Origin of the sequence: Flavobacterium saliperosum (genome assembly GCF_900100625.1) — a bacterium.
GTDB lineage: Bacteria > Bacteroidota > Bacteroidia > Flavobacteriales > Flavobacteriaceae > Flavobacterium > Flavobacterium saliperosum.
In genome coordinates, this window is sequence record NZ_FMTY01000001.1 from 387,951 (window position 1) to 414,897 (window position 26,947).

At 40.7% G+C, this 26,947-nt stretch carries 26 protein-coding genes; 6 read left to right on the top strand and 20 right to left on the bottom strand.

The genetic code is table 11. From position 1 onward, the window contains the following. Window positions 1-74: 74 nt before the first annotated feature. The 9 genes from murG to mraZ form a co-directional block, all read right to left on the bottom strand. Window positions 75-1,169: an undecaprenyldiphospho-muramoylpentapeptide beta-N-acetylglucosaminyltransferase gene (gene murG / locus BLQ05_RS01840; protein WP_023575430.1), complete on the bottom strand. Its 1,095-nt coding sequence runs from the start codon at window positions 1,167-1,169 to the stop codon at window positions 75-77. Window positions 1,170-1,266: 97 nt separating this feature from the next. Next, a complete protein-coding gene (locus BLQ05_RS01845; RefSeq protein WP_023575431.1) occupies window positions 1,267-2,604 on the bottom strand; it encodes an FtsW/RodA/SpoVE family cell cycle protein in 1,338 nt (445 codons plus the stop codon). Window positions 2,605-2,669: 65 nt separating this feature from the next. Then, complete coding sequence (gene murD / locus BLQ05_RS01850; protein WP_023575432.1) at window positions 2,670-4,001, bottom strand: UDP-N-acetylmuramoyl-L-alanine--D-glutamate ligase; 1,332 nt, start codon at window positions 3,999-4,001, stop codon at window positions 2,670-2,672. 1 nt (window position 4,002) lies between these two features. Continuing rightward, window positions 4,003-5,226, bottom strand: a complete 1,224-nt coding sequence (gene mraY / locus BLQ05_RS01855; protein WP_023575433.1) for a phospho-N-acetylmuramoyl-pentapeptide-transferase — start codon at window positions 5,224-5,226, stop codon at window positions 4,003-4,005. 3 nt (window positions 5,227-5,229) lie between these two features. Beyond that, window positions 5,230-6,690 (bottom strand): UDP-N-acetylmuramoyl-L-alanyl-D-glutamate--2,6-diaminopimelate ligase, encoded by a 1,461-nt coding sequence (locus BLQ05_RS01860; RefSeq protein WP_143000900.1) that lies wholly within the window; start codon window positions 6,688-6,690, stop codon window positions 5,230-5,232. After that, entirely contained in the window at window positions 6,690-8,690 is a 2,001-nt protein-coding gene (locus tag BLQ05_RS01865; protein WP_023575435.1) for a penicillin-binding protein, read from the bottom strand. The genes BLQ05_RS01860 and BLQ05_RS01865 overlap by 1 nt, the downstream gene beginning before the upstream one ends. Further along, window positions 8,681-9,025, bottom strand: a complete 345-nt coding sequence (locus tag BLQ05_RS01870; protein ID WP_035653903.1) for an FtsL-like putative cell division protein — start codon at window positions 9,023-9,025, stop codon at window positions 8,681-8,683. Before BLQ05_RS01870 ends, BLQ05_RS01865 begins: the two co-directional genes overlap by 10 nt. A gap of 3 nt (window positions 9,026-9,028) precedes the next feature. Then, window positions 9,029-9,937, bottom strand: coding sequence for a 16S rRNA (cytosine(1402)-N(4))-methyltransferase RsmH (rsmH, locus tag BLQ05_RS01875; protein ID WP_035653904.1), 909 nt, complete (start codon window positions 9,935-9,937; stop codon window positions 9,029-9,031). Further along, on the bottom strand, window positions 9,912-10,382 hold the full coding sequence (mraZ, locus tag BLQ05_RS01880; protein WP_023575437.1) for a division/cell wall cluster transcriptional repressor MraZ: 471 nt from the start codon (window positions 10,380-10,382) through the stop codon (window positions 9,912-9,914). Before mraZ ends, rsmH begins: the two co-directional genes overlap by 26 nt. 422 nt (window positions 10,383-10,804) lie before the next feature. Here mraZ and BLQ05_RS01885 point away from each other — a divergent pair, with 422 nt between their 5' ends. Both BLQ05_RS01885 and yihA read left to right on the top strand, forming a co-directional pair. Then, window positions 10,805-11,560, top strand: coding sequence for an alpha/beta fold hydrolase (locus BLQ05_RS01885; protein ID WP_023575438.1), 756 nt, complete (start codon window positions 10,805-10,807; stop codon window positions 11,558-11,560). A gap of 47 nt (window positions 11,561-11,607) precedes the next feature. Beyond that, window positions 11,608-12,225 (top strand): ribosome biogenesis GTP-binding protein YihA/YsxC, encoded by a 618-nt coding sequence (yihA, locus tag BLQ05_RS01890; RefSeq protein ID WP_023575439.1) that lies wholly within the window; start codon window positions 11,608-11,610, stop codon window positions 12,223-12,225. A 37-nt stretch (window positions 12,226-12,262) separates the two neighbouring features. Here yihA and gldC read toward each other — a convergent pair whose 3' ends face one another. Then, entirely contained in the window at window positions 12,263-12,598 is a 336-nt protein-coding gene (gene gldC, locus BLQ05_RS01895; protein WP_035653906.1) for a gliding motility protein GldC, read from the bottom strand. Continuing rightward, window positions 12,598-13,557, bottom strand: coding sequence for a gliding motility lipoprotein GldB (gene gldB / locus BLQ05_RS01900; protein WP_023575440.1), 960 nt, complete (start codon window positions 13,555-13,557; stop codon window positions 12,598-12,600). The genes gldC and gldB overlap by 1 nt, the downstream gene beginning before the upstream one ends. An 88-nt stretch (window positions 13,558-13,645) precedes the next feature. Between gldB and nadE the strand changes: the two genes are divergently transcribed. Both nadE and BLQ05_RS01910 read left to right on the top strand, forming a co-directional pair. Beyond that, complete coding sequence (nadE, locus tag BLQ05_RS01905) at window positions 13,646-14,467, top strand: NAD(+) synthase (protein ID WP_023575441.1); 822 nt, start codon at window positions 13,646-13,648, stop codon at window positions 14,465-14,467. A gap of 78 nt (window positions 14,468-14,545) precedes the next feature. Then, window positions 14,546-15,175 (top strand): response regulator, encoded by a 630-nt coding sequence (locus tag BLQ05_RS01910; RefSeq protein ID WP_023570703.1) that lies wholly within the window; start codon window positions 14,546-14,548, stop codon window positions 15,173-15,175. Here BLQ05_RS01910 and dnaG read toward each other — a convergent pair. The 5 genes from dnaG to BLQ05_RS01935 all read right to left on the bottom strand — a co-directional run bounded on the left by dnaG (window position 15,172) and on the right by BLQ05_RS01935 (window position 20,746). Then, on the bottom strand, window positions 15,172-17,148 hold the full coding sequence (gene dnaG, locus BLQ05_RS01915; RefSeq protein WP_023575442.1) for a DNA primase: 1,977 nt from the start codon (window positions 17,146-17,148) through the stop codon (window positions 15,172-15,174). The genes BLQ05_RS01910 and dnaG overlap by 4 nt on opposite strands. 208 nt (window positions 17,149-17,356) lie before the next feature. Further along, window positions 17,357-18,397, bottom strand: a complete 1,041-nt coding sequence (locus BLQ05_RS01920; RefSeq protein WP_023575443.1) for a hypothetical protein — start codon at window positions 18,395-18,397, stop codon at window positions 17,357-17,359. A 36-nt stretch (window positions 18,398-18,433) separates the two neighbouring features. Beyond that, entirely contained in the window at window positions 18,434-19,117 is a 684-nt protein-coding gene (locus BLQ05_RS01925; protein WP_035653908.1) for a hypothetical protein, read from the bottom strand. Next, window positions 19,104-19,664, bottom strand: coding sequence for an RNA polymerase sigma factor (locus BLQ05_RS01930; RefSeq protein WP_023575444.1), 561 nt, complete (start codon window positions 19,662-19,664; stop codon window positions 19,104-19,106). The genes BLQ05_RS01925 and BLQ05_RS01930 overlap by 14 nt, the downstream gene beginning before the upstream one ends. 101 nt (window positions 19,665-19,765) lie before the next feature. Then, the gene (locus tag BLQ05_RS01935) at window positions 19,766-20,746 is read right to left on the bottom strand and encodes a polyprenyl synthetase family protein (protein ID WP_023575445.1); all 981 of its coding nucleotides are present in this window, start codon (window positions 20,744-20,746) and stop codon (window positions 19,766-19,768) included. Window positions 20,747-20,847: 101 nt separating this feature from the next. Between BLQ05_RS01935 and BLQ05_RS01940 the strand changes: the two genes are divergently transcribed. Beyond that, window positions 20,848-21,696 carry a hypothetical protein gene (locus BLQ05_RS01940; RefSeq protein WP_023575446.1) on the top strand — a complete coding sequence of 283 codons (849 nt, stop codon included), beginning with the start codon at window positions 20,848-20,850 and terminating at the stop codon, window positions 21,694-21,696. 51 nt (window positions 21,697-21,747) lie between these two features. On the opposite strand, the gene rlmN is transcribed toward BLQ05_RS01940, so the two are convergent. Further along, the gene (gene rlmN / locus BLQ05_RS01945) at window positions 21,748-22,791 is read right to left on the bottom strand and encodes a dual-specificity RNA methyltransferase RlmN (RefSeq protein ID WP_023575447.1); all 1,044 of its coding nucleotides are present in this window, start codon (window positions 22,789-22,791) and stop codon (window positions 21,748-21,750) included. 70 nt (window positions 22,792-22,861) lie between these two features. Here rlmN and BLQ05_RS01950 point away from each other — a divergent pair, with 70 nt between their 5' ends. Further along, entirely contained in the window at window positions 22,862-23,503 is a 642-nt protein-coding gene (locus BLQ05_RS01950; RefSeq protein ID WP_023575448.1) for an O-methyltransferase, read from the top strand. A 191-nt stretch (window positions 23,504-23,694) separates the two neighbouring features. Here BLQ05_RS01950 and BLQ05_RS01955 read toward each other — a convergent pair whose 3' ends face one another. From BLQ05_RS01955 to BLQ05_RS01965, 3 genes are all read right to left on the bottom strand, one after another. Next, a complete protein-coding gene (locus BLQ05_RS01955; protein WP_035653909.1) occupies window positions 23,695-24,264 on the bottom strand; it encodes a phosphatase PAP2 family protein in 570 nt (189 codons plus the stop codon). Beyond that, the gene (locus BLQ05_RS01960) at window positions 24,264-24,563 is read right to left on the bottom strand and encodes a Sec-independent protein translocase subunit TatA/TatB (protein WP_023575450.1); all 300 of its coding nucleotides are present in this window, start codon (window positions 24,561-24,563) and stop codon (window positions 24,264-24,266) included. Before BLQ05_RS01960 ends, BLQ05_RS01955 begins: the two co-directional genes overlap by 1 nt. Window positions 24,564-24,670: 107 nt before the next feature. Beyond that, window positions 24,671-26,947 carry a M1 family metallopeptidase gene (locus tag BLQ05_RS01965; protein ID WP_023575451.1) on the bottom strand — a complete coding sequence of 759 codons (2,277 nt, stop codon included), beginning with the start codon at window positions 26,945-26,947 and terminating at the stop codon, window positions 24,671-24,673.

Sequence of the window (26,947 nt, forward strand, 5' to 3'; positions counted from 1 at the left end):
TAGTTGCTTAGTGACTGAGTTTATTTCTGCTATAATTCAACTTCTGTTTTCTGCAATCTGCTATCTGACATCTGCTATCTGATTAGCTTTACGATTTCGTCAACGATTTGTTTCGTGGCGTTGGGTAAAGCCAATTGTTTTATGTTGGTGCTCAATTGTTTTTGCTGTTCTTCATTGGTTATCAGATGCTGAAAAACAGTTTCAAACTGAGTATCTAATTCGGATTCCTTAAGCAAAAGCGCTCCGTTTTTATCTACTATTGCTTTGGCGTTTTTGGTTTGATGATCTTCGGCTACATTGGGTGACGGAATGAAAATTACCGGTTTCCCTACGATGCATAATTCTGATACCGAGGATGCTCCTGAACGGGAAATCACCACATCTGCGGCAGCGTATACCAAATCCATTCGGTCAATAAACGAAAGTACCTGTACGTTTTCCTTATCCGAAAAATGTTTGTACTCTTCGAAATACAATTTCCCGCATTGCCAGATAATCTGAACGTTTTGTGACAACAGAAAATCCAGTTCTTTTTCAAGGAGCTGATTGATTCTTCTTGCCCCTAAACTTCCGCCTAACACCAGCAAGGTTTTTTTGGAAGCGTCCAAATTGAAATGCGCGATTGCTTCACTTCTCTTATCACTGACCGAAATCAAATCCTGACGCACCGGATTCCCGGTTAAAATCATCTTCTCTTTCGGAAAGAAACGCTCTAAATTTTCGTAGGCCACACAAATTTTATTGGCTTTTTTACTCAATAGTTTATTCGTTATTCCGGGATAGGAATTTTGTTCCTGAATCACCGTTGGAATTCCCATCATGGAAGCTACTTTTAAAACAGCGCCACTGGCAAATCCACCGGTTCCCACCACTACATCCGGCTTGAAACTTCTCAGAATTCCGAATGAAGTTGACAAACTTGAAACCAGCTTGAATGGAAACATCGCGTTTTGCAATGTTAACTTTCGCTGAATACCTGCAATCCACAATCCTTTAATCGGGTAACCCGCCTGAGGCACTTTCTGCATTTCCATTTTATCCTTCGCACCCACAAAAAGAATATCGGCATTCGGGAAACGGTTTTTCAACTCGTTCGCAATCGCCACCGCCGGGTAAATATGCCCTCCGGTTCCTCCTCCGCTGATTATGAATTTTGGATTCTGTTTCATTTTTTAGTTGCTGAGTTTTTCTTTTTTGCCGCTAAGACTCAAAGTCTCTAAGTTTTTCTATTCTCTATATTCTATTTTCTTGCCTCTTGCCTCTCCCCTACTTCTTATTCAAAACTGCATTCATCGGGTTATCCGTTTGGTCTTCTATCGAATAATTCTCGCCTGCTTCTGCTTTTTTAGCCCTTTCAATTATCGCATCAATCTCATTTTCACTTTCTGTTTCGAGCGCCACTTCACGGTCGATGATGCGTTGTAATGCTTCGTCTCTTAATTTGGCTTCGGCTTCAATTTGCGCGATTTCCTCTTCTTTTTTGGTCACACTCAATATGATTCCCACCGCAATACACGTCATCCAGATGGAAGTTCCTCCACTACTGATTAACGGCAAGGTTTGTCCGGTTGTTGGTAACAATTCCACCGCAACACCCATATTGGTGAATGCCTGGAAAATTATCGGAAACCCGAGTCCGACTATCAACAATTTTCCAAACAAGGTTGGTGCTTTGTGTGAGGTTATCAGGAATCGGAAGAACAGCAACAGGTACAATCCCATTATGGCAAATCCGCCCAACAATCCGTATTCTTCCACGATAATCGCGTAAATAAAATCGGAAGACGACTGCGGCAAGAAGTTTTTCTGAACACTTTTCCCCGGACCCAATCCGTATATTTTTCCGGAAGCGATGGCAATTTTCGCTTTTTCAATCTGATAATCATCTTCATTAGGCGTATCGGAACTGAATCGCTCGATACGGCTCATCCAGGTATTTACACGACTGGTGAGTTTATTATCCGGAAACGCTTTTGCCACCAGAATAAACATCATCAACCCTACAATCCCTGCGCCGATAATGGTAAACAAGTATTGCAGCCTGTATTTCCCTACAAAAACTAACATACAAACCATTGAAAACATTAGTGCTGCCGTGGAAAAATTGGCCGGCAAAATTAAGCCAATAATTCCGAAAACCGGAGCCCAAAGTTCAATTAATGACGATTTGAACGTATATTCTTTCTCTTCAATTTTAGAAAGGTAACGCGCGACGTATACCATCATGATAATGAACGCAAAAGCGGAAGGCTGAAACGACACCCCGATAAACGGAATCTGTATCCATCGGCTCGCATTGGCACCACCAATTGTAGTTCCCTGAAGCATGGTGAAACCTAATAGCACAAAAGCCACCGGCATAAGCCACCAAGAGAAGGCCTTGAAATAATGGTACGGTGTTCGGTGCACGAAATAAATCAGACAGAATCCGATAAATACGTGTACCAAATGTTTGAACAAATAACCAATGGTAGAGCCCTTACCCACCACGTACACAAGGTTGGTGCTGGCACTGAAAACAGGCATAAAGGAAAATAGCGACAACAGGGCCACAAATGCCCAAATCCCTCTGTCTCCTTTAAGTTTACCAATTAGTTCTTTCATTTTATTTTAAGTTGCCAAGTTTCTTAGACGCTAAGGCGCTGAGTTATCTTAGTATTGTTTACTTATTATAAGTTTTGCACTGCATTTTTAAATTGTTTGCCTCTGTCTTCGTAGTTTTCAAACAAGTCGAAACTAGCACAAGCAGGTGACAATAAAACCGTATCGCCTTTTTCCGCCATACGTTGTGCGATTTTCACGGCATCCGTCATGCTGGTGGTTTCGATCATTACATCCACCACGTCTTCAAACGCTTTCATGATTTTGGAATTATCCACACCCAAACAGATGATGCCTTTTACTTTTTCACGAACCAACGGCATCAATTCGCTGTAATCGTTTCCTTTATCGACACCACCCACAATCCAAACTGTTGGCGTATTCATGCTGTCCAAAGCAAAAAACGTTGCATTGACATTGGTCGCTTTGGAATCGTTAATATATTGTACGTTCTGAATTTTCAACACTTTTTCCAATCGGTGCTCTACGCCTTGAAAATTGGACAAACTTTCACGGATCGTTTCTTTTCGGATGCGCATTAACTGTGCTACCGTAGTGGCCGCCATTGCGTTTTTCACATTGTGTTTTCCTTCTAAAGCTAGTTCGTTGATTGGCATGATAAATTCGTCGTTATTAATATGAGTTGTTATGTTTTTTTCGTCTGCGTATGCGCCTTCTTCTATTTTTTTAACCAATGAAAAAGGAATCTTTTTGGCTTTTATTTCATTTTCGGACAACCATTTTACGATAGCCTCATCATCATCATCGTATATAAAATAATCGTCTTCCGTTTGATTTTTCGTAATTCGGAATTTGGCTGCGATGTACAAATCGTAATCATAATTATAGCGATCCAAATGATCCGGACTGATGTTTGTCATCACCGCAATATGTGGGCGAAAATTCACAATCCCGTCCAACTGAAAACTGCTCAATTCCAACACATAGGCTTCGAATTTGTTTTCAGCCACTTGCCAGGCGTAACTTTTTCCGATATTTCCGGCGATTCCGATATTCATTCCTCCTTGTTTCAGCAAATGGTGCGTTAACATCGTAGTGGTGGTTTTACCGTTACTTCCGGTGATTCCGATGGTTACAAAATCGTTAAACTGACTTGCAAATTCGATTTCAGAAATGATAGGAACATTGTTATTCTTGAGTTGCTTGACGATGTTGGACTTATCCGGAATTCCGGGGCTTTTCATCACTACATCGGCATTTAAAATCAGTTCTTCCGTATGTTGTTTTTCTTCCCAAGGAATCTGGTTTAGAATCAACACCTCTTTGTAATTGTTTTTAATCTCTCCGTAATCCGAGACAAAAACCTCATATCCTTTTTTCTTTCCCAGAATCGCAGTACCTACACCGCTTTCTCCTCCGCCTAAGACTACTAATCTCATATTATCTCAGTTTTAAGGATACTAATGAAAAAATTGCCAATAAAATGGCCACAATCCAGAAACGGGTTACGATTTTACTTTCGTGATAGCCTTTCTTTTGATAGTGGTGGTGTAATGGCGACATCAGAAAAATGCGTCGGCCTTCACCATATTTCTTTTTGGTGTACTTGAAGTACGCCACCTGAAGTACCACCGATAAATTTTCTGCCAAAAAGATCCCGCACAATACCGGAATCAACAATTCTTTACGAACGGCGATGGCCAAAACCGCGATGATTCCGCCAATGGTCAAACTTCCTGTATCGCCCATAAAAACGGTTGCCGGATAGGTGTTGTACCAAAGGAATCCGATGAGCGACCCCACAAAGGCCGCAATGTAGACCGTCATTTCTCCCGAATTGGGGATGTACATAATGTTCAGGTAATTCGAAAAAATGATGTTACCCGAAACGAAGGCGAAAATCCCGAGTGCGAGCACGGAAATTGCGGAAGTTCCCGCTGCCAATCCGTCGATACCATCGGTTAAATTGGCCCCGTTGGAAACTGCGGTAATAATGAAAATCACCACCGGAATGAAAATCAACCAGGCGTAATCCTTATAGTTATCGCCCGTCCATGCCAATAATTCGGCGTAATCCATTTCGTTGTTTTTGAAGAACGGAATAGTTGTTGCCGTCGATTTTTCTTCTTTGGCTACAGCCGAAACCGTTGTCCCCTGCTTAAAAATATCCGTTGTCGAAGTATCTGTTCTAACCGTTACAGCCGGATGAAAATACAACACCGAACCAACGATTAACCCTAGACCAACCTGACCGATAACTTTAAACTTTCCTTTTAATCCTTCTTTATCTTTTTTGAAAATCTTGATATAATCGTCAATAAACCCGATGGTTCCCATCCAAAGCGTGGTTACAATCAGCAACATCACATAAATGTTATCCAATTTTGCCAATAAGAATACCGGAATCAACGTGGAAAAAATGATGATTAATCCCCCCATGGTCGGCGTGCCCGCTTTTTGCGTTTGACCTTCCAGACCCAATTCACGAACGGTCTCCCCGATTTGCAGTCTTCTCAAATAGTTGATGACCCGCTTCCCGAAAATGGTGGAAATCATCAACGACAAAATAATAGCCAATCCCGAACGAAACGTGATATACTGAAATACCCCAGTTCCGGGAACATCCATTGTTTTGTCTAAATATTGAAATAAATAATACAGCATATCTTATTTGTTTAATTGGTCTAACAGTTCTTTTACAATTTTCATATCGTCGAAATCGTGACGAACCCCCTGAATTTCCTGATAGGTTTCGTGCCCTTTTCCGGCGATAAGTATGATGTCTCCGCTTTTTGCCAACTGACAAGCCATTTTAATCGCCTGCTTTCTGTCGGTAATCGCAATCGTTTTTTTATAATTCTGCGGCTCTACGCCTTGTTCCATTTCGGCAATGATCATGTCCGGATCCTCACTTCTCGGATTATCAGACGTAAAAATGGCCTTATCACTCAATTCCGAAGCAATTCGCGCCATGATGGGTCTTTTCGCAGTATCGCGGTCACCGCCACAACCCACAACCGTAATCAGCTGTTCGTTTTTGGTACGGATGTCTTCGATGGTTTTCAATACGTTTTCCAAGGCATCCGGTGTGTGTGCATAATCCACAATTGCCGTGATATTGGATTCGGAAACGATAAACTGAAAACGTCCGGAAACGCTTTCCAGCTCACTTAACAGCCGCAATACCTCAAGATTTTCCAATCCCAACTGAATGGCCGTTCCGTAAATCGCCAATAAATTATAAGCATTGAACGAACCAATCAGGCGTACCCAAACTTCTTGCTCGTTAACTTTCAACAGCAAGCCAGACAATTGGTTTTCTAAAATCTGCGCACGATAATCGGCATAGGATTTTAAAGCATACGTCAGTTTTTTGGCTCTGGTGTTCTGAAGCATTACCGCTCCGTTTTTATCGTCGATATTCGAAAGTGCAAAAGCCGTTTTCGGTAAATTATCGAAGAACGATTTTTTCACATCGCGGTATTCGGCAAACGTTTCGTGGTAATCCAAATGATCGTGAGACAGGTTCGTAAAAATACCACCCACGAAATGCAAACCTTCAGTTCTTTTTTGGTGAATTCCGTGCGAGCTGACTTCCATAAAACAATATTCACAACCTTCCTCCGTCATTTCATTCAGATAATGATTGATTGTCAGGGAATCCGGCGTCGTATGAGTCGCTTTGTACTCGATATCATCCACCAGAATTTTTACGGTAGAAAGCAATCCGACTTTGAATCCGGCATTTCTGAACAATTGGTATAGCAATGAGGCAATCGTGGTTTTACCATTCGTACCGGTTACACCAACTAATTTCAAGTTGGCAGACGGATTTCCGTAGAAATTAGCCGCCATAAAAGCCAAAGCCGCACTCGAATCTTTTACCTGTACGTACGTAATTCCTTCAACAATAATCGTTGGAAATGCTTCACAAATAATCACTGTCGCCCCAAGATTGATGGCTTTTTCGATGAAATCATGCCCGTCGGAAACGGTTCCTTTTATGGCCACGAAAACATCATCCGAAACGATTTTTCTCGAGTCGAATTCGATTTTGTTCACGTCGATATCCGTCGGACCTTTTACCGCTTCAATGGCTACTTTATATAATATGTCTTTTAAAATCATCACGATAATTCGAGTGTTATGATTTGATTTCTGTTGAATCGTTGTCCCGGCTGAATGGATTGTTGTTTCACTTTTCCGATTCCTTTCACTTTCACTTTCATTCCGAAATTTTCCAGTAAAGCAATAGCATCCATCGCTGACATTCCTTTTACATTCGGAACGATATTTTCTTTTTTCTGTGCTTTCGTATAATACTCCGCATAGTTTTTTTCCTGATGCTTGATCTTCACATTCAGCGTTTTGATTTCGTTGGTGGAAGGTACATCGGTGAAAATTTTCTGTGCAATTCTTTTAAACACCGGACCGGCAACATCGGCACCATAATAACCTGCTGCCACGTTGGGTTTGTGTACTACTACGACACACGAATATTTTGGTTCGTCGGCCGGAAAGAATCCTACAAAGGAGGATGCATAGTACATTTTACCGTCACCTTTGTGGTAATTCATCTGAGCCGTTCCTGTTTTTCCGGCCATCGAGAAATCTTTGGAATATAATTTTGAGCCCGTACCCTTTTTCACTACGTTTTCTAAAATCGCTTTGATTTTAAGTAATGCCTCATCCGAACAGATTTTCGGATTAATCACTTCTTTATCGAATTTCTTGATGGTTTTGTTCCATTCCTTGATTTCACGAACGAATTTCGGTTTTACCATTTCACCATTATTCGCTACAGCATTATACAAGGTCAGTGTTTGCAAAGGCGTCATTGAAACCCCATATCCGAATGCCATCCACGGCAGTGAAATAGCCGACCATTTCTTATCACTTGGCTGCGGAATATAGGGCTTCCCTTCTCCTTTGAAAGGCAATCCGAGTGGTTTGTTTAATCCCATCTTATTCAATCGGTTCACGAATTCTTCCGGATTGTCTTTGTAATTTTCATATACTGCCTGAACCAAAATGGTATTGGACGACAATTCGAAACCGCGCGCTAAAGAAACTTTTCCGTATCCTTTTCCGTTTGAATCACGAACATGTCTTCCTCTATAAGTGATATCCCCGCCTTTGGAATCGTAAATTTTACTGGTATCTACTTTTTCATCATCCAAAAGCGCTATCAAATCGACCAATTTAAAAGTTGATCCCGGTTCGTGTGATTCTCTTATCGCATAATTATCAGTCTCGTAATAATTCCCGTCCACTTCGTCTCTTCCCAAATTGGAAATCGCTTTCACTTCGCCCGTTTTGGTTTCCATCACTACAACACAGCCGTGATCCGCCTTATAATATTCCAACTGTTTCAGCAAAGCATGGTGCGCAATATCCTGAACATAAACATCTATTGTGGAAATAATATCATACCCGTCACGCGGTTCAATTTCATTGTTATCACTGATAGGCTTCCACTGATTTTTTGCAATTTTCTGCATCAATCGTTTTCCATCCTTTCCGTTGATATAATCCCTGTACGCCCATTCTATTCCTTTTCCGTCTGCTCTTTTGTCGTCGTAAGTTCTTTCGTAACCGATTGTTCTGGCGGCAATTTTACCGATTGGATGTTCACGAACGGTCTTTTGTTCGGTAATGATTCCTCCTTTGTATGCCCCTAAATTGAACAGCGGAAAACTTTTCATGCGCATGTATTCTGTATAGCTTAGTTTTCTGGCTACCAGATAATAGCGGTTTTCATTGGCGCGGGCTTTTCGCAATTCCCGTTGAAAAAATCCGGAAGGTTTGTTCAACAAAAGCGAAAGTGAATCAGACAAAGCTTTTACATTATCGTCAAAATGCTCTTTTTTAGGTGCCACGGCATCAAAACGAATGGTATAATTTGGAATGGATGTTGCAAGCAAACTACCGTCTGCAGAATACACATTCCCTTTATTGGCAGGAATTACGAAATTTTTAACCGTTCTTTCTTTGGCTAATTTTCTGTAATATTCCCCTTCTACCCACTGAATGTTGGTCAGTTTTATAGCAACGAAAATAGCCATCACGAAAATCGCGAAGGCTACCAAATAAATTCTGTACGAAATATTTTTATTTTCTACTGCCATATTTTTTTAAGAATACTGCTTTCTTCTTCTTTTACTTTTATTTTCTTGGGCGGAACTGAAGACGGTAAAATTCCGTGAGGCTCCATTTGTTTGGAAATGGTCGATTCCATTTTGAGTTCCATGAGTTCCGAACGTCGGTCTACAAATTCCGAACGCAACTCTTTCACTTCATTCGTTAATTCGGTTATTCTGTAATTCTTTTGTTCGTATCGGTGTGAGTTTCCAATCATTATCATCGCCAACAAAATCAGGAACACGATGAATTTCCAGTTTTTCAGTGCATCGTCGTCGATTAGAAATTTTGCTTTCAGCAAGCTGTATACTCCGCCTTTCATCTCTTATTTCTTTTCCGCTATTCGTAATTTGGCACTTCGGGCACGACTGTTTATTTTAATTTCCTCCTCAGAAGGCACAATCATTTTACCGATTAACTTGAACGGCACTTCGAATCTTCCGAAGAAATCCTTTTCCGGCTCGCCTTCAAACAGACCGTTTTTCATGAAGCGTTTCACCAAACGGTCTTCTAAAGAATGATAGGAAATCACGCTCAATCGTCCGCCGGGTTTTAAAACTTCCAACGATTGCTCTAAAAATTCCTTGAGTACTTCCATTTCCTGATTCACTTCGATCCGAATGGCCTGATAAATCTGAGCTAAAATCTTATTGCTTTTATGCGCCGGCAGAAACCGACTCAACACCTGTTTCAATTGTTCGGTGTTTTTGATTGGCTCCTCTGTTCTTGCCTGAACAATTGCGTGCGCCAATCCTTTTGCCGTGGTTAATTCGCCGTAATCCGCAAAGATTCTGCGTAAATCCGCTTCGGCGTATTCGTTCACCACATTATAAGCGCTAATCGCATCGTTCTGATTCATTCTCATGTCCAACTCGGCATCGAAACGCGTTGAAAAACCACGTTCGGCCACATCAAACTGATGCGAAGAAACTCCTAAATCCCCTAAAATTCCATCGACTTCTTTTACGCCGTAAAAACGCAAAAACCTTTTGATGTATCGGAAATTCTCATTGATTAACGTAAAACGCTCATCATCAATAGCATTTGCCAAAGCATCGGTATCCTGATCGAAGGCGAACAATCTTCCGTTCGGCCCCAGACGACGCATTATTTCTCTGGAATGCCCTCCGCCTCCGAAAGTCACATCCACATAAATTCCATCCGGTTTGATATCCAAACCATCCACCGTTTCTTTCAGTAAAACCGGATTATGATATTCCATTTCCATCGCCATTTAAATTACCCATTACTTCTTCGGCCAAATCCGCAAAATCCATATCATCTCCGGAAATGGACTGTTCGTATAAATCCTTATCCCAGATTTCAATGATGTTCACTTTGGAAGTCAGCACCAAATCTTTTGAAATTTCTGCAAAATCAATCAGATCTTTTGTGATTAAAAGTCGGCCCGCATCATCAATTTCCACCATCTTCACGCCCGCCATAAACTTCCGTATGAAATCGTTGTTTTTTTTATTAAAACGATTCAGCCCATTGATTTTCAGCATCATGATGTCCCATTCCGCTTTCGGCCAAAGCTCGACACACTTATCAAAAACCGAACGCTTCAACACAAAACCACTCTCCAAAGAAGGCAATTGCTTCTTCAGCGGTGCAGGCACCATCAGCCTTCCTTTCGCGTCGATTTTACACTCGTATGTTCCGATTATGTTCGTCAATGAAAACCTTTTTTGAAATGATTTATAGCAAAAGTACAGATTTTTTTACCACATTTTACCACAAATTACCACTTTGTTGATAAGTTTTTTCGCTCCAACACCTATTCGTAAGAAAATCTGTTAAATCTCTCATTCTTAATATTTAGCGATTGCTTAACGTTTTAAAAGAATCTTCAAAAATTCTTCAAAAAACATGTCGGTTTTACGGCATTTCTTATTGATTTGTAAAATTCAAAAAGACAATCACTTTCAGTTACCAACGAATGAAAATTGTTGATAATTAACCGATTACCAAAAAACCCAGCGTAAATCAGGTTTTAATAAGAAAGTATTTTCGATTTTCATTTTGAAAGCTTCCTATTTCTGGAGAAAATCATATATTTGTCTGATTTTGATATTGGATAATTATACACCAAAAACACATGTTAAAAAAAGAAGGCAAATACCAATATTTTGAAGCTGGAGAAGGCACGCCTATCATTATTTTACACGGTCTTATGGGAGGCTTGAGCAACTTTGAAGCGGTTGCCAATTTCTTTCCGAAACACGGTTATAAAGTTGTAATTCCTGAATTGCCTTTATACACCAACAACATTTTAAAAACGAACGTAAAAGCATTTTCTAAGTTTGTAAAAGACTTTATCACCTATAAAGGTTTCGATAAGGTAATTTTACTTGGAAATTCGCTGGGCGGACATATTGCCTTATATCATACCAAAATGTACCCTGAAAAAATGGCCGGGTTGGTTATTACCGGAAGTTCCGGTTTATATGAAAGCGCCATGGGAGAAAGTTACCCGAAGCGTGGGGATTACGAATACATTAAAAAGAAAGCGGAAGACGTTTTTTACGACCCTAAAGTGGCTACCAAAGAAATTGTAGACGATGTCTATGCTACGGTAAACGACCGAATCAAACTGATTAAAACGCTTACCATTGCCAAAAGCGCCATTCGTCATAACATGGCCAAAGATTTACCGAAGATGACCACGCCAACGTGTATTATCTGGGGGAAAAACGACAAAGTAACCCCGCCGGATGTTGCCGAAGAGTTCAACCGATTGTTACCCAACTCCGATTTATACTGGATCGACAAATGTGGTCATGCTGCCATGATGGAATGTCCGGAAGAGTTCAACAATCATTTGTTGGAATGGCTTAAAAAAACGAATTTATAAATAGAAAAGTTACAGGAAACTGTAGCTTTTTTTTAACTGGAATACAAATGAAAATCAATACTGCCGAATTTATAATCAGTAATTCCGAAGTGAGCAAGTGCCCGAAAGATCCTTTGCCGGAATATGCATTTATTGGTCGCTCCAATGTTGGAAAATCATCTTTGATCAACATGCTGACGAACCACAAAAATTTGGCAAAAACTTCCGGCAGACCCGGAAAAACACAGTTGATTAATCATTTTAAAATTAACAACAATTGGTTTTTGGTCGATTTACCCGGATACGGTTACGCCCGTGTTTCCAAGAAAACCAAGGAAGTTTTTCAAAAATTCATTACCGATTATTTCGAAACCCGGGAACAATTGGTTTGCGCTTTCGTTTTAATCGATATCCGATTGGAAGCCCAAAAAATCGATTTGGAATTCATTACTTATTTAGGAGTAACCGAAGTGCCTTTTTGCATTGTTTTCACCAAAGCCGACAAAATCAGCAAGGGAAAAATCGATCAGCAAGTGGCCGCTTACAGAAAGCAGCTGTTAGCCAACAACTGGGAAGAGATGCCGCAATATTTTGTTACTTCCTCCACGGAAGGAAACGGAAGGGAACAACTATTGGAGTTTATTGATGGTGTAAACGACGAAGTGTTTAAGAATAACGAATTTTAAAATAAAAAAAGCGTTCGCTTGGCGAACGCTTTTTTTATTACTTATTCAGCTCCAGTTTTTCGGCGAAATAATCACAGAAATCTTTCATGGTGGCCGTCATTTTTTCATCTTCGGTCGCACGATGGAACGTATCGGTCATGGCCACTAACGTTTGGTGGAAAAACACTTTCATTTCATCCACCGGCATGTCTTTCGTCCACAAATCAATTCGCAAAGTTTCTTGTGCCTTACTGTCCCATATGGAAAGCAACATTGCTTTAGCTTCTTCTGCATTGATTCCGCCGTCTTGCGCGGTCCATTTTATTTTTTCGGGAACTCTGTTTTCGTCTAATTCAACAGTCAGTTTTATTTCAGAGGTAATCGTTTTCGACATTATTTCTTGGGTTTGTATTTAGAATTATCAAAGATTTCTTTGGCATCCATAGCCAACATTTTCTGAAGACTCACGTCATTGTTATTCATATAGGAACGAACAATTTGCCAGCCCAGCCACTGCCCGACTCTGCCCGGCGATTCGTTATCAATCTCCAGATAAAATTTCGAATACGGACCAACTGATACAAAGCGCTGCATCAATTTCACATCGGTATCATACAGTATCTTATTATTGATGAAATATTTCCATATTTCACTTTCGTTTTCCTTACACCATTGGATCTGTTCATCAGTATATTCAATTTTTACACCATCCGTAGCATCGGGTAACAACATGTCTTTCATATACAATTCTTTACCGAAGTAAATCATTTGTCCGAGTAAACTTCTGTCGGTAGGCGGTGCGATTTTTCCCTGCGAAAAACTACTTACCAAATCCGGGAACATCTGCGAAGGTTCAAATCCCTGACGCATGTATTTCGGAAACCCTTCGTAATAACGATGGTCTTTACCCAAATAGGTGTCCAAGGAAATCAAGGCTAGGCTATCCGCATAAATCGCTTTGGCATCAGTATCCACTTCCGAAATCAAAGTAATCACTTTAGGCGTTTGGGTTTCCGGATAGTAAAATTTAATACGTTTGAACAATTGCTCCAAGTCGTCTTCGAAAGCGGAATTGTTTGGATATTTCTTTTTCACTTCGCCATACAACTCACGCAACAACGGATTGCTCAGTTTGTTGGTCCAAACCGTATCAGCATTTCCGGCAGGAAAGAAAAAAGGATATTTATTTTTTAATTGGGGTAACTCTTCCGGCTTTGATTCGTAGAAAAGTTTATCAAAACGTTCGATTTCCATTTTCACAGGAATAGCCTCTGCCGCTTCGGTCACTTTGTCCTCTTTTTTACAGGAAGCCAGACTAACGGCAAAAACTGCAAGTAACAAATACTTCTTCATAGTTCTTTTGTCAAAAATTTATACTTTTATAGCAAATAAATTCGGCGCAAATATACGTCACAGTTTTATAAAATCTTCATAAATAATTATGACTTCATCAAACACATTTCAGGCAGATAAAATCAACATCCATATTGTTAACTGGTTACGGGATTATGCAGTAAACGCAAAAGTCAAGGGATTTGTTGTGGGGATTTCCGGCGGTATAGATTCGGCACTAACCTCAACACTTTGTGCACAGACGGGCTTACCGACGTTATGCGTGGAAATGCCGATTCATCAGGCACCGAGCCAGGTTTCCAGAGGCAAAGAACACATCATACAATTGCAAAACCGTTTTCCGAATGTTTCCAGTACGGTTGCCGATCTGACTCCGGTTTTTGAAGAATTTAAAACCGAAGTCCCATCATCCGAAAACGAAGAACTGTTGAATTTAACCTTAGCCAATACCCGTGCCCGACTTCGCATGACCACATTGTATTATTTTGCCGGACTGCAAAGCGCTTTGGTTGCCGGTACCGGAAATAAAGTGGAAGATTTCGGTGTGGGATTTTTTACGAAATATGGTGATGGTGGTGTTGATATCAGTCCGATTGCCGATTTACTGAAGAGTGAAGTCCGAAAATTAGCCGCCTATTTACAGGTTCCCGAAAGCATCTTAAAAGCCAAACCCACCGATGGTTTATTTACCGATGCTGCTTATGAAGACGAACGCAGCGATGAAGACCAATTGGGCGCCAGCTATGACGAATTGGAAGTTGCTATGGCCGCATTGGCAGCAGGAAAAACCGAAAATGACTTTGAAGGACGCGAGAAAGATGTTTTCAAAATTTTCTTACGGTTAAATACGATAAATCAACATAAAATGAACTTAATTCCGGTCTGTAAAATTCCTTTTGAATTGAAATAAATTTCTTTCATTGATTATCAATACTTTATATTTTTTTTTAGTACCTTTACAGGATAATTACTATTAAAAATTGATAAAATGATAAAAGTGTGTTTAGCCGACAATCACCCTGTCGTACAATTTGGGGTGAAGTCCTACTTTAAAGACAATGCGGATATTAGTCTTGTAGGAGTCGTTAGTAATTTGGACGATTTGGACGAAATACTAAAGAAAAAATCTATGGATGTGATAGTTCTTGATTTAGAACTGGAAGGACTGTCAAGCATCAACGTTGTGAAATCATTGATTAGAGATTACTCCGATACAAAAATTGTAGTTTTCACTAATCTAGGAGAACAAATTTATGCACCAAATGCCCTTAAGGCCGGTGTTTCTGCTTATATTCATAAAAATTCAAAACTTGAAGATTTAGAAAGTGCGATTAAAAAAGTAAATGACGGTGCTGTAATTTTCAGTGATGCCGTGAAGAAAAATCTGGCATTGCTTAACAAAGGTAAGAAGTCAGACCGCTTGTACCGAAAATTATCTTCCCGTGAAATTGAAGTTTTACGCTATTTGAGCGACGGAAAAAAGAACAAGGAAATTGCAAAATTATTGACGTTAAACGAAAAAACCATCAGTACATACAAATTGCGTTTACTAACAAAATTGCATGTAACCAATTTGGTTGATTTGGTAAATAAGGCTAAAACACTCGAAATCGTTTAGCTGTATCGGGAAAGAACTCTACCTAATTTTGAAGAAAAAGAATTAATCAGTGTGTAATAATCTACAGCAGTAGAGAGAATTTCAGAGTTATCGGCTTCCGGTTCGCTTGAAATGCTGTTCTTTAAATCATTGATAATTTTATCCACTAAAAACCAGCGTAAAGTCAGTATCGTTTCTGAAACATATTGACTTATCGTCTGGTTTTTTTGCTTTACGACAATTTGTTTCGATTCCCAATTGTGCAAAACCTCACGCTCCTCTTCCATAAGAATATGTGTCACTTCCTGAGCCAATTCGGGCTCCAGGCGCATTAAATACTGCTCCAATTCGAAGGTTTCGTGTTGGTGAAAATAATTCACCATATCATTGTAAATGGCTCTAAACAAAGGATTCGCCAGCTCCACTTCATCTTCCTGTAAACTCAGGTAAATGCGTTGGTAGACCTTATAAGTGTTCATTTCCTTTACCTCTATGGCTTCGCCGTCTTCATTGGCTTTCAGCAAAACATCTTCAAACTCCTCTTCTGCCATACCGTACAAAAGTAAAATCTCGATAATCTTACGTTCCAGTTCGTATTGCACATCCACCGTAGAAGCCACCGCTTCGGGAACATTCTTAACGACTTCAAACGCTTTCTGATCGGTTTTTTGTTTTTTACCTGCTTCGTGAATGTCTTTCTGAACGAGTTGCGCCAGCGTATTGAAAAGCACTTCTTCGGAAATATCCATGATTCGGGAACACTCCTGAACATAAATTTCCCGTTTGATTTTGTCCGGAATTTTGGAAATGCTCGTTACCATATCGCGAATAAGTTCCGCCTTCTTGATCGGATCATTTTTGGCTTCCTTCATCAGTAAGGACGCTTTAAATTGGATAAAGTCCATCGCGTTTTCACTGAGGTACTTCACCAACTCATCATAGGGTGTTTTCTTGGCAAAACTGTCTGGGTCATCGCCTTCCGGAAAGGTGCAGACTTTAACATTCATGCCTTCTTCCAGAATCAGATCGATTCCGCGCACCGAAGCACGCAATCCCGCAGCATCCCCGTCGAACAATACCGTAATATTTTTAGTCAATCGGTTTACCAATCGGATTTGATCCGGGGTTAACGCCGTACCTGAAGAAGCCACTACGTTTTCAATTCCGGCCTGATGCATTTGGATTACATCGGTATACCCTTCCACCAAAAAACAGTTGTCCTGTTTGGCGATAGCCTGTTTGGCATGAAAAATTCCGTAAAGCACTTTACTCTTATGGTAAATTTCACTTTCGGGAGAATTCAGGTATTTTGCTGCTTTTTTATCGTTGGATAAGATTCGGCCCCCAAAACCCAGGACACGTCCCGACATACTCTGAATCGGAAACATCACCCTGCCTTTGAAACGGTCGAACTGTTTGTCGTCTTTAACAATCGTCAATCCCGTTTTGTCTAGATAGTCCAGCTTATATCCTTTACCCAAGGCTTCCATAGTGAAAGCATCCCAGGTTTCCGGGGAATACCCTAATCCGAATTTTTCAATCGTATCTTTCGTAAACCCGCGCTCCTTGAAATAAGAATAGCCAATCGCCTTTCCTTCATCAGTATGCATTAAAACATTGTGAAAATACTTTTGGGCAAATTCCGAAACCAGATACATACTCTCTTTTTCATTGGCTTCTGCCTTATCGTCGTCGGTTTGTTCGGTTTCCTCGATTTCGATATTGTATTTTTTAGCCAAATACCGAATCGCTTCCGGATACGAAAAATGCTCGTGCTCCATTAGGAAAGTTACCGCATTCCCTCCTTTTCCGGAACTGAAATCCTTCCAAATCTGTTTCACGGGCGACACCATAAACGAAGGCGACTTCTCGTTGGAGAACGGACTCAATCCTTTCAGATTGCTCCCGGCGCGTTTCAATTGCACAAAATCACCAATAACCTCCTCGACACGAGCGGTTTCAAATACGGTTTCTATGGTATTTTGTGAAATCATTTTTTAGTTGGAAAGTCCCAAAGATACAAAGTTCCAAAGTTTAAACAGAATTTCTGAAATTTTTCCTTAATCAAATATCCGAACAAATCCATAACCTTACGAAAACACATGGAACAATGGGCGTGTTAAGGAAATTCAATCTTTGAATTAAACAAAAAAGGTGCCACTTTTGAAGACACCTTTTTTAAAAGTATGAAACTAAAACAAATTAATTCAAATCGAAACGGATTCCCAAGGAAACATTATTCTGTTCCACCGGATTATCCTTGAACAACGGACTCAAATCGTATTTCGCATACAAACTGGTTTGCCCCCAACCAATGTAAGAACTCAAGCCGTAATTCCAGTCGTTCACATTCCAACTTCCTTTTTGCTTTTCCTTGATTCGGTAACCGTCCACTTCATACGAAAGGAACTGTTTGGAATTGATATTGTACCCTGCAAAACCTCCTACTCCCAATCGGAAACCATCGTGTGACTTATAGAATTTTTTACCTTCTTTAACCGATTTTTTAGAAAAATCGAATTCCAAATGCAACGGAACCGCTATGTAAACATTTTTAAAGTAGGTGTCTTTTTTTCTCAAATCTACCGGAAAGGTTTCCAGAACTGTTTCTTTACCGTTATCCACAAAATAGCGATTGTCGGTTGGCGCTACAATATTGTACATGAAAGACAATCCGTATTTGAAATGCAACAGATTACTTTCTTTAGCCAAACGGGTTCTTTTGGTAAAACCCCACTCGTAAAATACCGAGCGTAGATACCCGAAATCTGAATTCGCCACAGCACCATCCGTCACCAGGTTATTGACCCCTCCGGCGATAACAAACTGACTGGTGGTTCTTTTTTCTTTTCCCTCTTCATTTAATTCACCTCCTGAAACCGTTATACCGAAGCGATGTTTTTTTCTGGTCTTGGTGGTGTCGCTGATTTTACCTTCCACTTTTTCCTGCACCAGAGCATTTAGTTTTTCTTGCTCCAAAGCCACACGGTCTTCGATTTTCTTGGCCTGAACCGTTGCCACTTCAATTTTCATTTTATCGGCCTGCTCCTGAGTTAACCTCCCCATTTCAAGCTGCTTGTTAATGTCGTCCACCTGATCTTTCAAGGCTTGTTTTTCCTCTTTAGTGATGAACTCAATGTTTTGAGCGATGGTTTTCGCACGTTGTTCAAAGGTTTCCTGCGCAGTGATTTTGCTTACGAAAAAGCATAACGATACCACTACATAAAAAATGATTTTCTGCATAATTTAAAAATTTAACTGTTCGATTTTTGATTGTTTTTACTCGTAATTTCTATTGGCCACAGCCGTTTTTACCGTTTTAAAATTTCGGTTTAACCGTTGCAAGGTGGTTTCTCTGAATTCCTGATTCAATTCGCCTTCCACCGAAGACAGTAACGAATTGGCATTGACTTTCACCTGTGGCTTTTCTTTGGGCACATCGGCTATGGCTAATAACTTTTCGGTATCCGCAGTAGCCTTTTGCGTTTCAGGTTCCTTTTTCGGAGTGACTTCAACGATTTCTTCTTTTGCTGTTTGTTGTTGAAAATCAGTGTTTGTTTTCGTTTCCGACGCCTTGTTTTTCTTCGTTGCTGCAACCGGTTGGTTTTCGGCAATCGCTTCGTATTTTTTTCCTTCCGAGATTACCTGCTCAGTTACATTATTTATCGCTTCCGAAGCTTGCTGATTTTCCAATACAGGTTGTTTCTCATCTGATGTTCCAACGGTTGGATTCGTCAATCGGATTTCCGGATTCGCGTTTTCCTGTTGCAGTAAAAACAAACCCACTGCAAAAAACAAGGCCAAACTTGCAGCAATGAAAAGAAAGGTATTGTTGCGTTTCGGTTTTTTATTCTCGGCTACCGAAAGCATTGCATCCAATCGGTCCCAAGCCGCTTCAGAAGGCTGAATCTCTCTGGCATTCAGCTTTTTTCTGAAATCCTCTTCCATTTTATTCGGTTCCATTTTGATAATTTTTAAGTTTATTCACTTGATTTTGGAGCATTTTTCGGGCGTGAGACAACTGCGATTTTGAAGTTCCCTCACTGATGTTCAGCATTTCGGCAATTTCCTGATGTTTGTATCCTTCAATCGCATAAAGATTAAACACCATTCGGTACCCATCCGGAAGATTATCAATCAGAAACTGAATGTCCTCCACGGAAAACTGACTTTCAATATTATTAAACCGTTCTTCAAAAAAGTTTTCGTCTTCCGTAAACTTCACCTGCTTCTGAACCCTTAAAAAAGAGATACTTTCATTAACCATGACACGTCGGATCCAGCCTTCAAAACTGCCTTTGTGTTCGAAGTTTTTCAGATTGGAAAACACTTTCATGAAAGCGGTTATCATCACATCTTCTGCCTGATGCACATCCTTAATATATTGTCGGCACACACTCAACATCTTGGGAGCGAATTGCGAATAAATCTTATGCTGGGCGTGTCGGTTATTCTCGACAGCCAACTGGATGATTTCTTTTTCGCTCTGATGTAAGTCGATTACTTTCATTTACTGCTTCTTTTTCGAAATCGGATTTTACAAATAATAACCGACTTCTATTAGCATAGACGACTGTAGTTTCAAAATAGTTGTATGAAGATGAAAAAAAATTAAATTTTTCTTTCAATCACATAATTCACCATTAAGATAAGGGAGTTTTTATAGTGAGAATCGGGGAAGTTTTGAATCAGCTGCAGGGCTTCCTGTTGGAACTGCACCATTTTTTGTTCGGCGTACGTGAGTCCGTTTTTGTCTTTCACAAACTGAATGACTTCGCGAACGCGTTTTTTATCTTTATTATGATTCTTAATGGAATTGATGCACCAGCTTTTTTCTTTGGAAGAACAATTGTTCAACGCATGAATCAGCGGTAACGTCATTTTTTGTTCTTTGATGTCGATACCGGTTGGTTTTCCGATGGCGTCATCTGTATAATCGAACAAATCGTCTTTAATCTGGAAGGCCATTCCGATCAGTTCTCCGAATTTACGCATGCGTTCAATCACTTCGGTATCGTCAGGATGTACAGCACAGGCACCCAGCGAACAACAGGCAGCAATTAAAGTGGCGGTTTTTTGACGGATGATTTCATAATACACGTCTTCGGTAATATCGAGCCTTCTGGCTTTTTCTATCTGAAGTAATTCGCCTTCACTCATTTCGCGAACGGCTACCGAAATGATTTTCAGCAAATCGAAATCGTTATTGTCTATGGAAAGCAATAAGCCCTTGGAAAGCAGGTAATCACCAACCAGAACGGCAATTTTGTTTTTCCACAAGGCATTGAGGGAGAAAAATCCGCGGCGTTTGTTACTGTCGTCCACCACATCGTCGTGCACGAGTGTAGCAGTGTGAATCAGCTCGATTACTGCGGCGCCTCTGTAGGTTCTTTCGTTAACGGTTCCGCCGGAAATCATCTTGGCGGTTAAGAAAACAAACATGGGGCGCATTTGTTTTCCTTTACGGTTAACAATATAATGCGTGATTCGGTTTAACAGGGCAACTTTCGACAACATGGAATCCCGAAACTTTCTTTCAAAAAGTTCCATTTCATCCACTATGGGTTGTTTTATCTGCTCTACGATTTTCATTGGACTCAAAGATACAATTCTCCATGAAATAAAAAATAGTGTTTTCGATTAAACCTTTTTAACTTTTCCGTATCTTACCTGTAACCTTAAAACCTGAATTCATGAGAACAAGCACATTTATTAAATCGATTGCTTTCATTGCGACTTTTTCTTTCATTAGTTGTACGGAGGAAGTCACCACTGCGGATACTACGAGCGGATTAACCAGCGATGATGTTAGTGTTAATGCTAAAATGGATGCAATTACAGGCGATATTACCCTGATTGCCGAAAATCAGCTGGATGAACAAAGCACCGGAAAAAACCACATTTCAATACTTCCGGACTGTGCCACAGTCACTACGGTCGTTAGCGGCAATACGTGGACCAGCACGGTGGATTTCGGAACTACCGGATGCCAATTTACAAATGGACACGGCGCGATTTTGAGAGGACAAATCATCGTTAGCGGAAGTACCGATTTCACACAATCACCGTATGTTTGGAATTACAGTTTTAACAATTTCTACTACGACAATATTCTTGTTGAAGGAACAAAAACACTTTCCAGAACAATTCAGAGTACCACTGCACAAACAACTCCGCACCCTGTTGTGGTAGTTGATTTAGACTTGCACCTGACATTCCCTAACGGAAACGAATACGACAGAACCGGAACAAGAACCTGGGAATTGATTTCTGGATATGATACTCCGATGGTTTTTACTGATAATGTATATCTTGCTACAGGAACATGGACAACGGTTGGCGAAGGAACATCCAGTGTTTCCAATGTCACTACGCCATTACTATTTGAAATTTCTTGTCAATACCGATTGGTGGCCGGAGAAATCAGAGTGGCAAGAAACAACCATACGGCCGATGTAAATTACGGTACAGGAGCCTGCGACAACAACGCCACCATTTCCATAGATGGGGGAACACCGTATGCATTTACTTTTGGAAATTAAAGATCCAAAATACATTTATAAAAAACGTTCGCCTAGGCGAACGTTTTTTGTTTATGCTTCTTTATTGGCTAACTGTCCGCAGGCAGCATCGATATCTTTTCCTCGGCTACGGCGCACTTTTGCCACAATATCATTGCGTTCCAATGCAATAATGTAATTCTCTATGGCTTCTTGCGAGGCTTGTTGAAACTGTCCGTCATCGATTGGGTTGTACTCAATCAGATTTACTTTGCACGGCACATATTTGCAGAATTTCACTAAGGCATCGATGGATTTTTTATCGTCGTTGATTCCTTTCCACACCACGTATTCATAAGTAACTTTGCTCTTTGTTTTTTTATACCAATATTCCAACGCCTCCCTAAGACCGGTTAACGGAAAATCTTTGGTAAACGGCATAATTTCGTTTCGAATTTCTTCAATAGCCGAATGCAGGGAAACCGCCAGTTTGAATTTCACCTCATCATCCGCCATTTTCTTAATCATCTTGGAAACCCCCGAAGTGGAAACCGTGATTCGTTTTGGGGACATCCCTAAACCTTCCGGCGAAGTGATTTTGTCAATCGCTTTCATTACGTTAGGATAGTTCATCAATGGCTCTCCCATTCCCATAAAAACGATATTGGACAACGGTCGGTTATAATACAAACGGCTTTCGCTGTCGATGGCCGCCACCTGATCGTAAATTTCATCTGGATTCAGGTTTCGCATACGTTTCAGTCGTGCCGTAGCGCAGAAATTACAATCCAAGCTGCAACCAACCTGACTGGAAACACAAGCGGTTGTTCGGGTTTCGGTCGGAATTAATACCGATTCCACAATCAGATCATCGTGCAAACGAACGGCATTTTTTACGGTACCGTCTGAACTTCTTTGCATTGTATCCACCTTAATGTGATTGATTACAAAATTCGCCTCGAGCATTTCACGCGTGTGTTTGGACACATTGGTCATGTCCTCAAACTTGTGCGCACGCTTGCTCCAAAGCCATTCATAGACCTGATTACCGCGGTACGCTTTGTCGCCATTAGCCACAAAAAAATCACGCAATTGTTCTTTGGTTAATGCTCTTATGTCTTTTTTCTCCGTTTGCATGGCGCAAAGTTAATTACAAATTGTGGATTTGGTTATTGGGTTATTTGTAATTTTGTAAAAATTTAAGATTATGCACTTCATATCCGAAGCTTTAGAAGATTATGTAGCCCAACATTCCGAAAACGAACCGGAATTGTTAGCGCGTTTAAATAAAGAAACCCATCAGAAAATTTTACAACCCAGAATGTTGAGCGGTCATTTTCAGGGAAGGGTTTTGAGCATGCTTTCCAAAATTATACATCCGAAACACATTCTTGAAGTGGGCACCTATACCGGATATGCTGCTTTATGTTTAGCTGAAGGTTTGGAAGAAAACGGAACTTTGGATACCATCGATAATAATGAAGAATTGGTTGATTTCCAGCGTAAATATTTTGACCAGTCGTCTTGGGGAAAACAGATTCACCAACATTTGGGCAATGCCTTGGAAATTATTCCGACCCTGAACAAAAAATTCGATTTGGTTTTTATTGATGCCGATAAGGAAAACTACATCCACTACTTTCACATGATTGTTCCGATGATGAACAAAGGCGGTGTGATTTTATCCGATAATGTGTTATGGAGCGGTAAGGTATTGGAAGAAGTGAAAGCCAATGACAAAAGCACCAAGGTATTATTGGAATACAACGAGCTTTTAAAAAACGATCCTAGAGTGGAAACGGTTTTACTTCCTATTCGTGATGGTTTAACGATGAGCCGGGTGGTGTAGTTCCGTAATCAGATTACAGAAATTAAAACAGCCTTTTTTTTAGCCCTGTCCCGATAGCTATCGGGAGGAGCGGCATCCTTTTTATTTTATGTCCTGAGGCTATCGGGATATAAAATAAAAAGATATAGCGTCCCGATAGCCATCGGGAAGCAGGAACATGGAAACCAAACAGTACCCAAGCCTTTCGCTTCTTATAAACTTTCGGGAAAGTATTTTTTTCTGAAAATGTCGTACAGTTTTGAAAAACCACAACCGGCAAAGGCACCAAAAACATACCCAGACAGAATATCCCCAGGGAAATGCAACCCAAGATAAATTCGGCTATAGGCGAATATCAGGGGGAACAAAAACAGCAGAAAGGCATATTTGTAATATTTTCTCAATATCAGAAAGACAAAAGTCGTAGAAGCCATGGAATTGGATGCATGTCCGGAAAAATAACTGAATGTGTCGCTTGCTTTTACGATTCGGATGATATCTTTGATTTCCAGATCATTGCAAGGACGCAATCGCTGTACGTTGTTTTTAATGAGATTGGTAAACTGATCACTGAAGGTGATGAGCGCTGCAATGGAAATAAGGATTAACAGTAAATGTTTCCAGCCCACTTTTTTATACAGCAAATAGAAAATAAACACAAAAAAAGGCGCCCAATGCAACTGTTTAGTGATGAGTAACCACAAGCCATCAAATTGTTCCGAACCCAAACCGTTTAAGAAAACGAAAAGTTGTTTGTCTAATTGAATGATTTTTTCCAAGATTACAGCTGTCTTTTAATAGGTCCGGTCATGTCCTCGATTTCTTCTTTGGCCTTATCGATTTCTTTGGTGATATCGGACGTCAGATCCAACTGGTTCATCGGGTTTAAATTGGTTAAATCATTCAATCCGTTGGCTTCGGCACTTTTCTGGATTTCGCTCTTAATATCGTTCGTTGCATTCTTTAACTGCGCCATCCCTTTACCCAAAGTACGCGCGATATCCGGAATCTTATCCGATCCGAACAACATCAAAGCTACCAATATAATGAAGAAAATTTCTCCGCCTCCTATTCCGAACATGATTTTGTAATTACAAGTTGTAAAGCAGCAAAGTTACAAAGTTTTCGATTGGTATATGTTATTAAAAACTAAAAAGACCATCCGGATACGATGGTCTTTCTAATTATTTATTTTTTCTCGGAAAGCTCATCAAATTTTGACTTCACTTCTTCTTTTGGCCAAACGTTGTTGGTGACATCGATATCCGCCGTTTCCAGTTTCGGATCCAACTGCATTTTCTTCACCGGTTTTTCGGTAGCGAAAACACGTTTTGCCGTATCGTTGCCTTTTCTCCAGATTTGCACCGGGAAATGATGGTTTTCTGTCGTACCGTCTTCAAACTGCAATTCCACGATGATTGGCATCATCATTCCGCCCGGTTTGTCGAATTCCACTTCGTAAAAATATTTCGGTTGTTTCAGGTTTTTCTTCTCCTCGGCTGAAAGTCGGTTTACGAATTCATTTAGCGGTTTCACTTCCTGAATATTCAACGGTTTTTTCAGTTCCGGTTTGAAATCTTCTGCTTTATCCGAAATCATGTACACCATTGGTTCCCCGTTGTTCACTCTTCGGCCTCTTCGGTTGAATTGCTCCTGAACCGCTTTGGAAGCATCTTCGGACACAAAGTATTGTTTCACTTCTTTAATGCCGATATCCACATAATCCGTCGAATAGAACCACCCTCTCCAGAACCAGTCCAAATCCACTGCCGACGCGTCTTCCATTGTTCTGAAGAAATCTTCCGGGGTTGGATGCTTGAATTTCCAACGTTGGGCGTAGGTACGGAACGCGTGATCGAACAAATCGTGTCCCATAATGGTTTCTCTCAAAATATTCAATCCCGTTGCCGGTTTCGAATAGCCGTTGGCCCCAAAGTTGTAAATCGTTTCCGAATTGGACATGATCGGTTCCAGAAATTTCTGGTCGCCACTCATGTACGGAACAATTTTTGCTGCAGGACCGCGACTGGACGGGAAGTTCTTATCCCAGCTTTGTTCGGTCAGGTATTCCAGGAAGGTATTCAACCCTTCGTCCATCCAGGTCCACTGACGCTCATCGGAATTGACAATCATCGGGAAGAAATTGTGTCCCACTTCGTGGATGATTACCCCCATCATACCGTATTTGATTCGGTCGCTCACGTATCCTTTTTCATCCGGACGCCCGTAATTCCAGCAAATCATCGGGTATTCCATGCCCTGGTCTTCTGCCGAAATGGAAATGGCTTTCGGATACGGGTAATCGAAGGTATATTTTGAGTACGTTTTCAACGTATGTGCCACCACTCTTGTGGAATAATCGCCCCAAAGCGGATTGGCTTCGGGAGGATAACACGAAATGGCCATCACTGATTTTCCGTTTTCCAATTTCACCGCCATGGCATCGTAAATGAATTTTCTTGACGTGGAGAATCCGAAATCACGCACATTGGTTGCTTTGAATTTCCAGGTTTTCTTTTTGTCTGAAAAACTTTTTGAAGCCGCTTCTGCTTCCGTCTGCGTTACAATCACAACCGGTTTGTCATACGTTTTTTCCGCCAACTCGTACCGTTTCACCTGCTCTGCCGTATAAACCTCTTTTCTGTTTTGCAACACACCGGTAGCCTCCAAAACATGATCTGCAGGCGTCGTGATATTCACCTCAAAATTTCCGAATGGTAAGGCGAATTCACCGGAACCCCAAAACTGCATGTTTTGCCAACCTTCCACATCGTTGTAAACGGCCATTCTTGGATAGAACTGCGCAATCACATATAAATTATTACCGTCTTTTTCGAAATGCTCGTAACCGGAACGACCGCCATCTACCATATAATTATTGATGTTGTACCACCATTTTACGGAGAACGAAACTTTCTCACCGGATTTCAATGGCTTATCCAAATCGATACGCATCATCGTTTGATTGATGGTATACTTCATCGGTTTGCCTTTCGCATCTTTTACGTATTCGATATTGAAACCGCCATCGAAACGGGGTTGCATGAATTGTTTTGAAAAATCAGCGGTTCCCATGGCGCTGCTCACTCTCTGACTCTGTACCAAAGGGGTTTTGCCGTCGCGTTTCTTTTCGTTCTGATCCAATTGTACCCAAAGGTAGGTTAGTGATTCCGGGGCATTGTTATGATAAGTCACCGTTTCCTTACCGTATAATTTGGTATTCTTATCATCCAGTTCGATGTCGATTTTATAATCGGCCTGTTGCTGATAATAGGCTGGCCCGGGGGCACCCGATGCGGTTCTGTAGGAATTTGGCGTTGCCATTTCGTGGTACATCTGACTGAACTTGTTCGTGTCGGCATGTCCCGGTTCGCGTTTTTTCTCAACAGGTTTTGTTTCCTGAGCTAAAGCAATAAAAGGAATTGCCAGAGCAACTAACGAAAAAAGGGAAACTGGTTTTTTCAT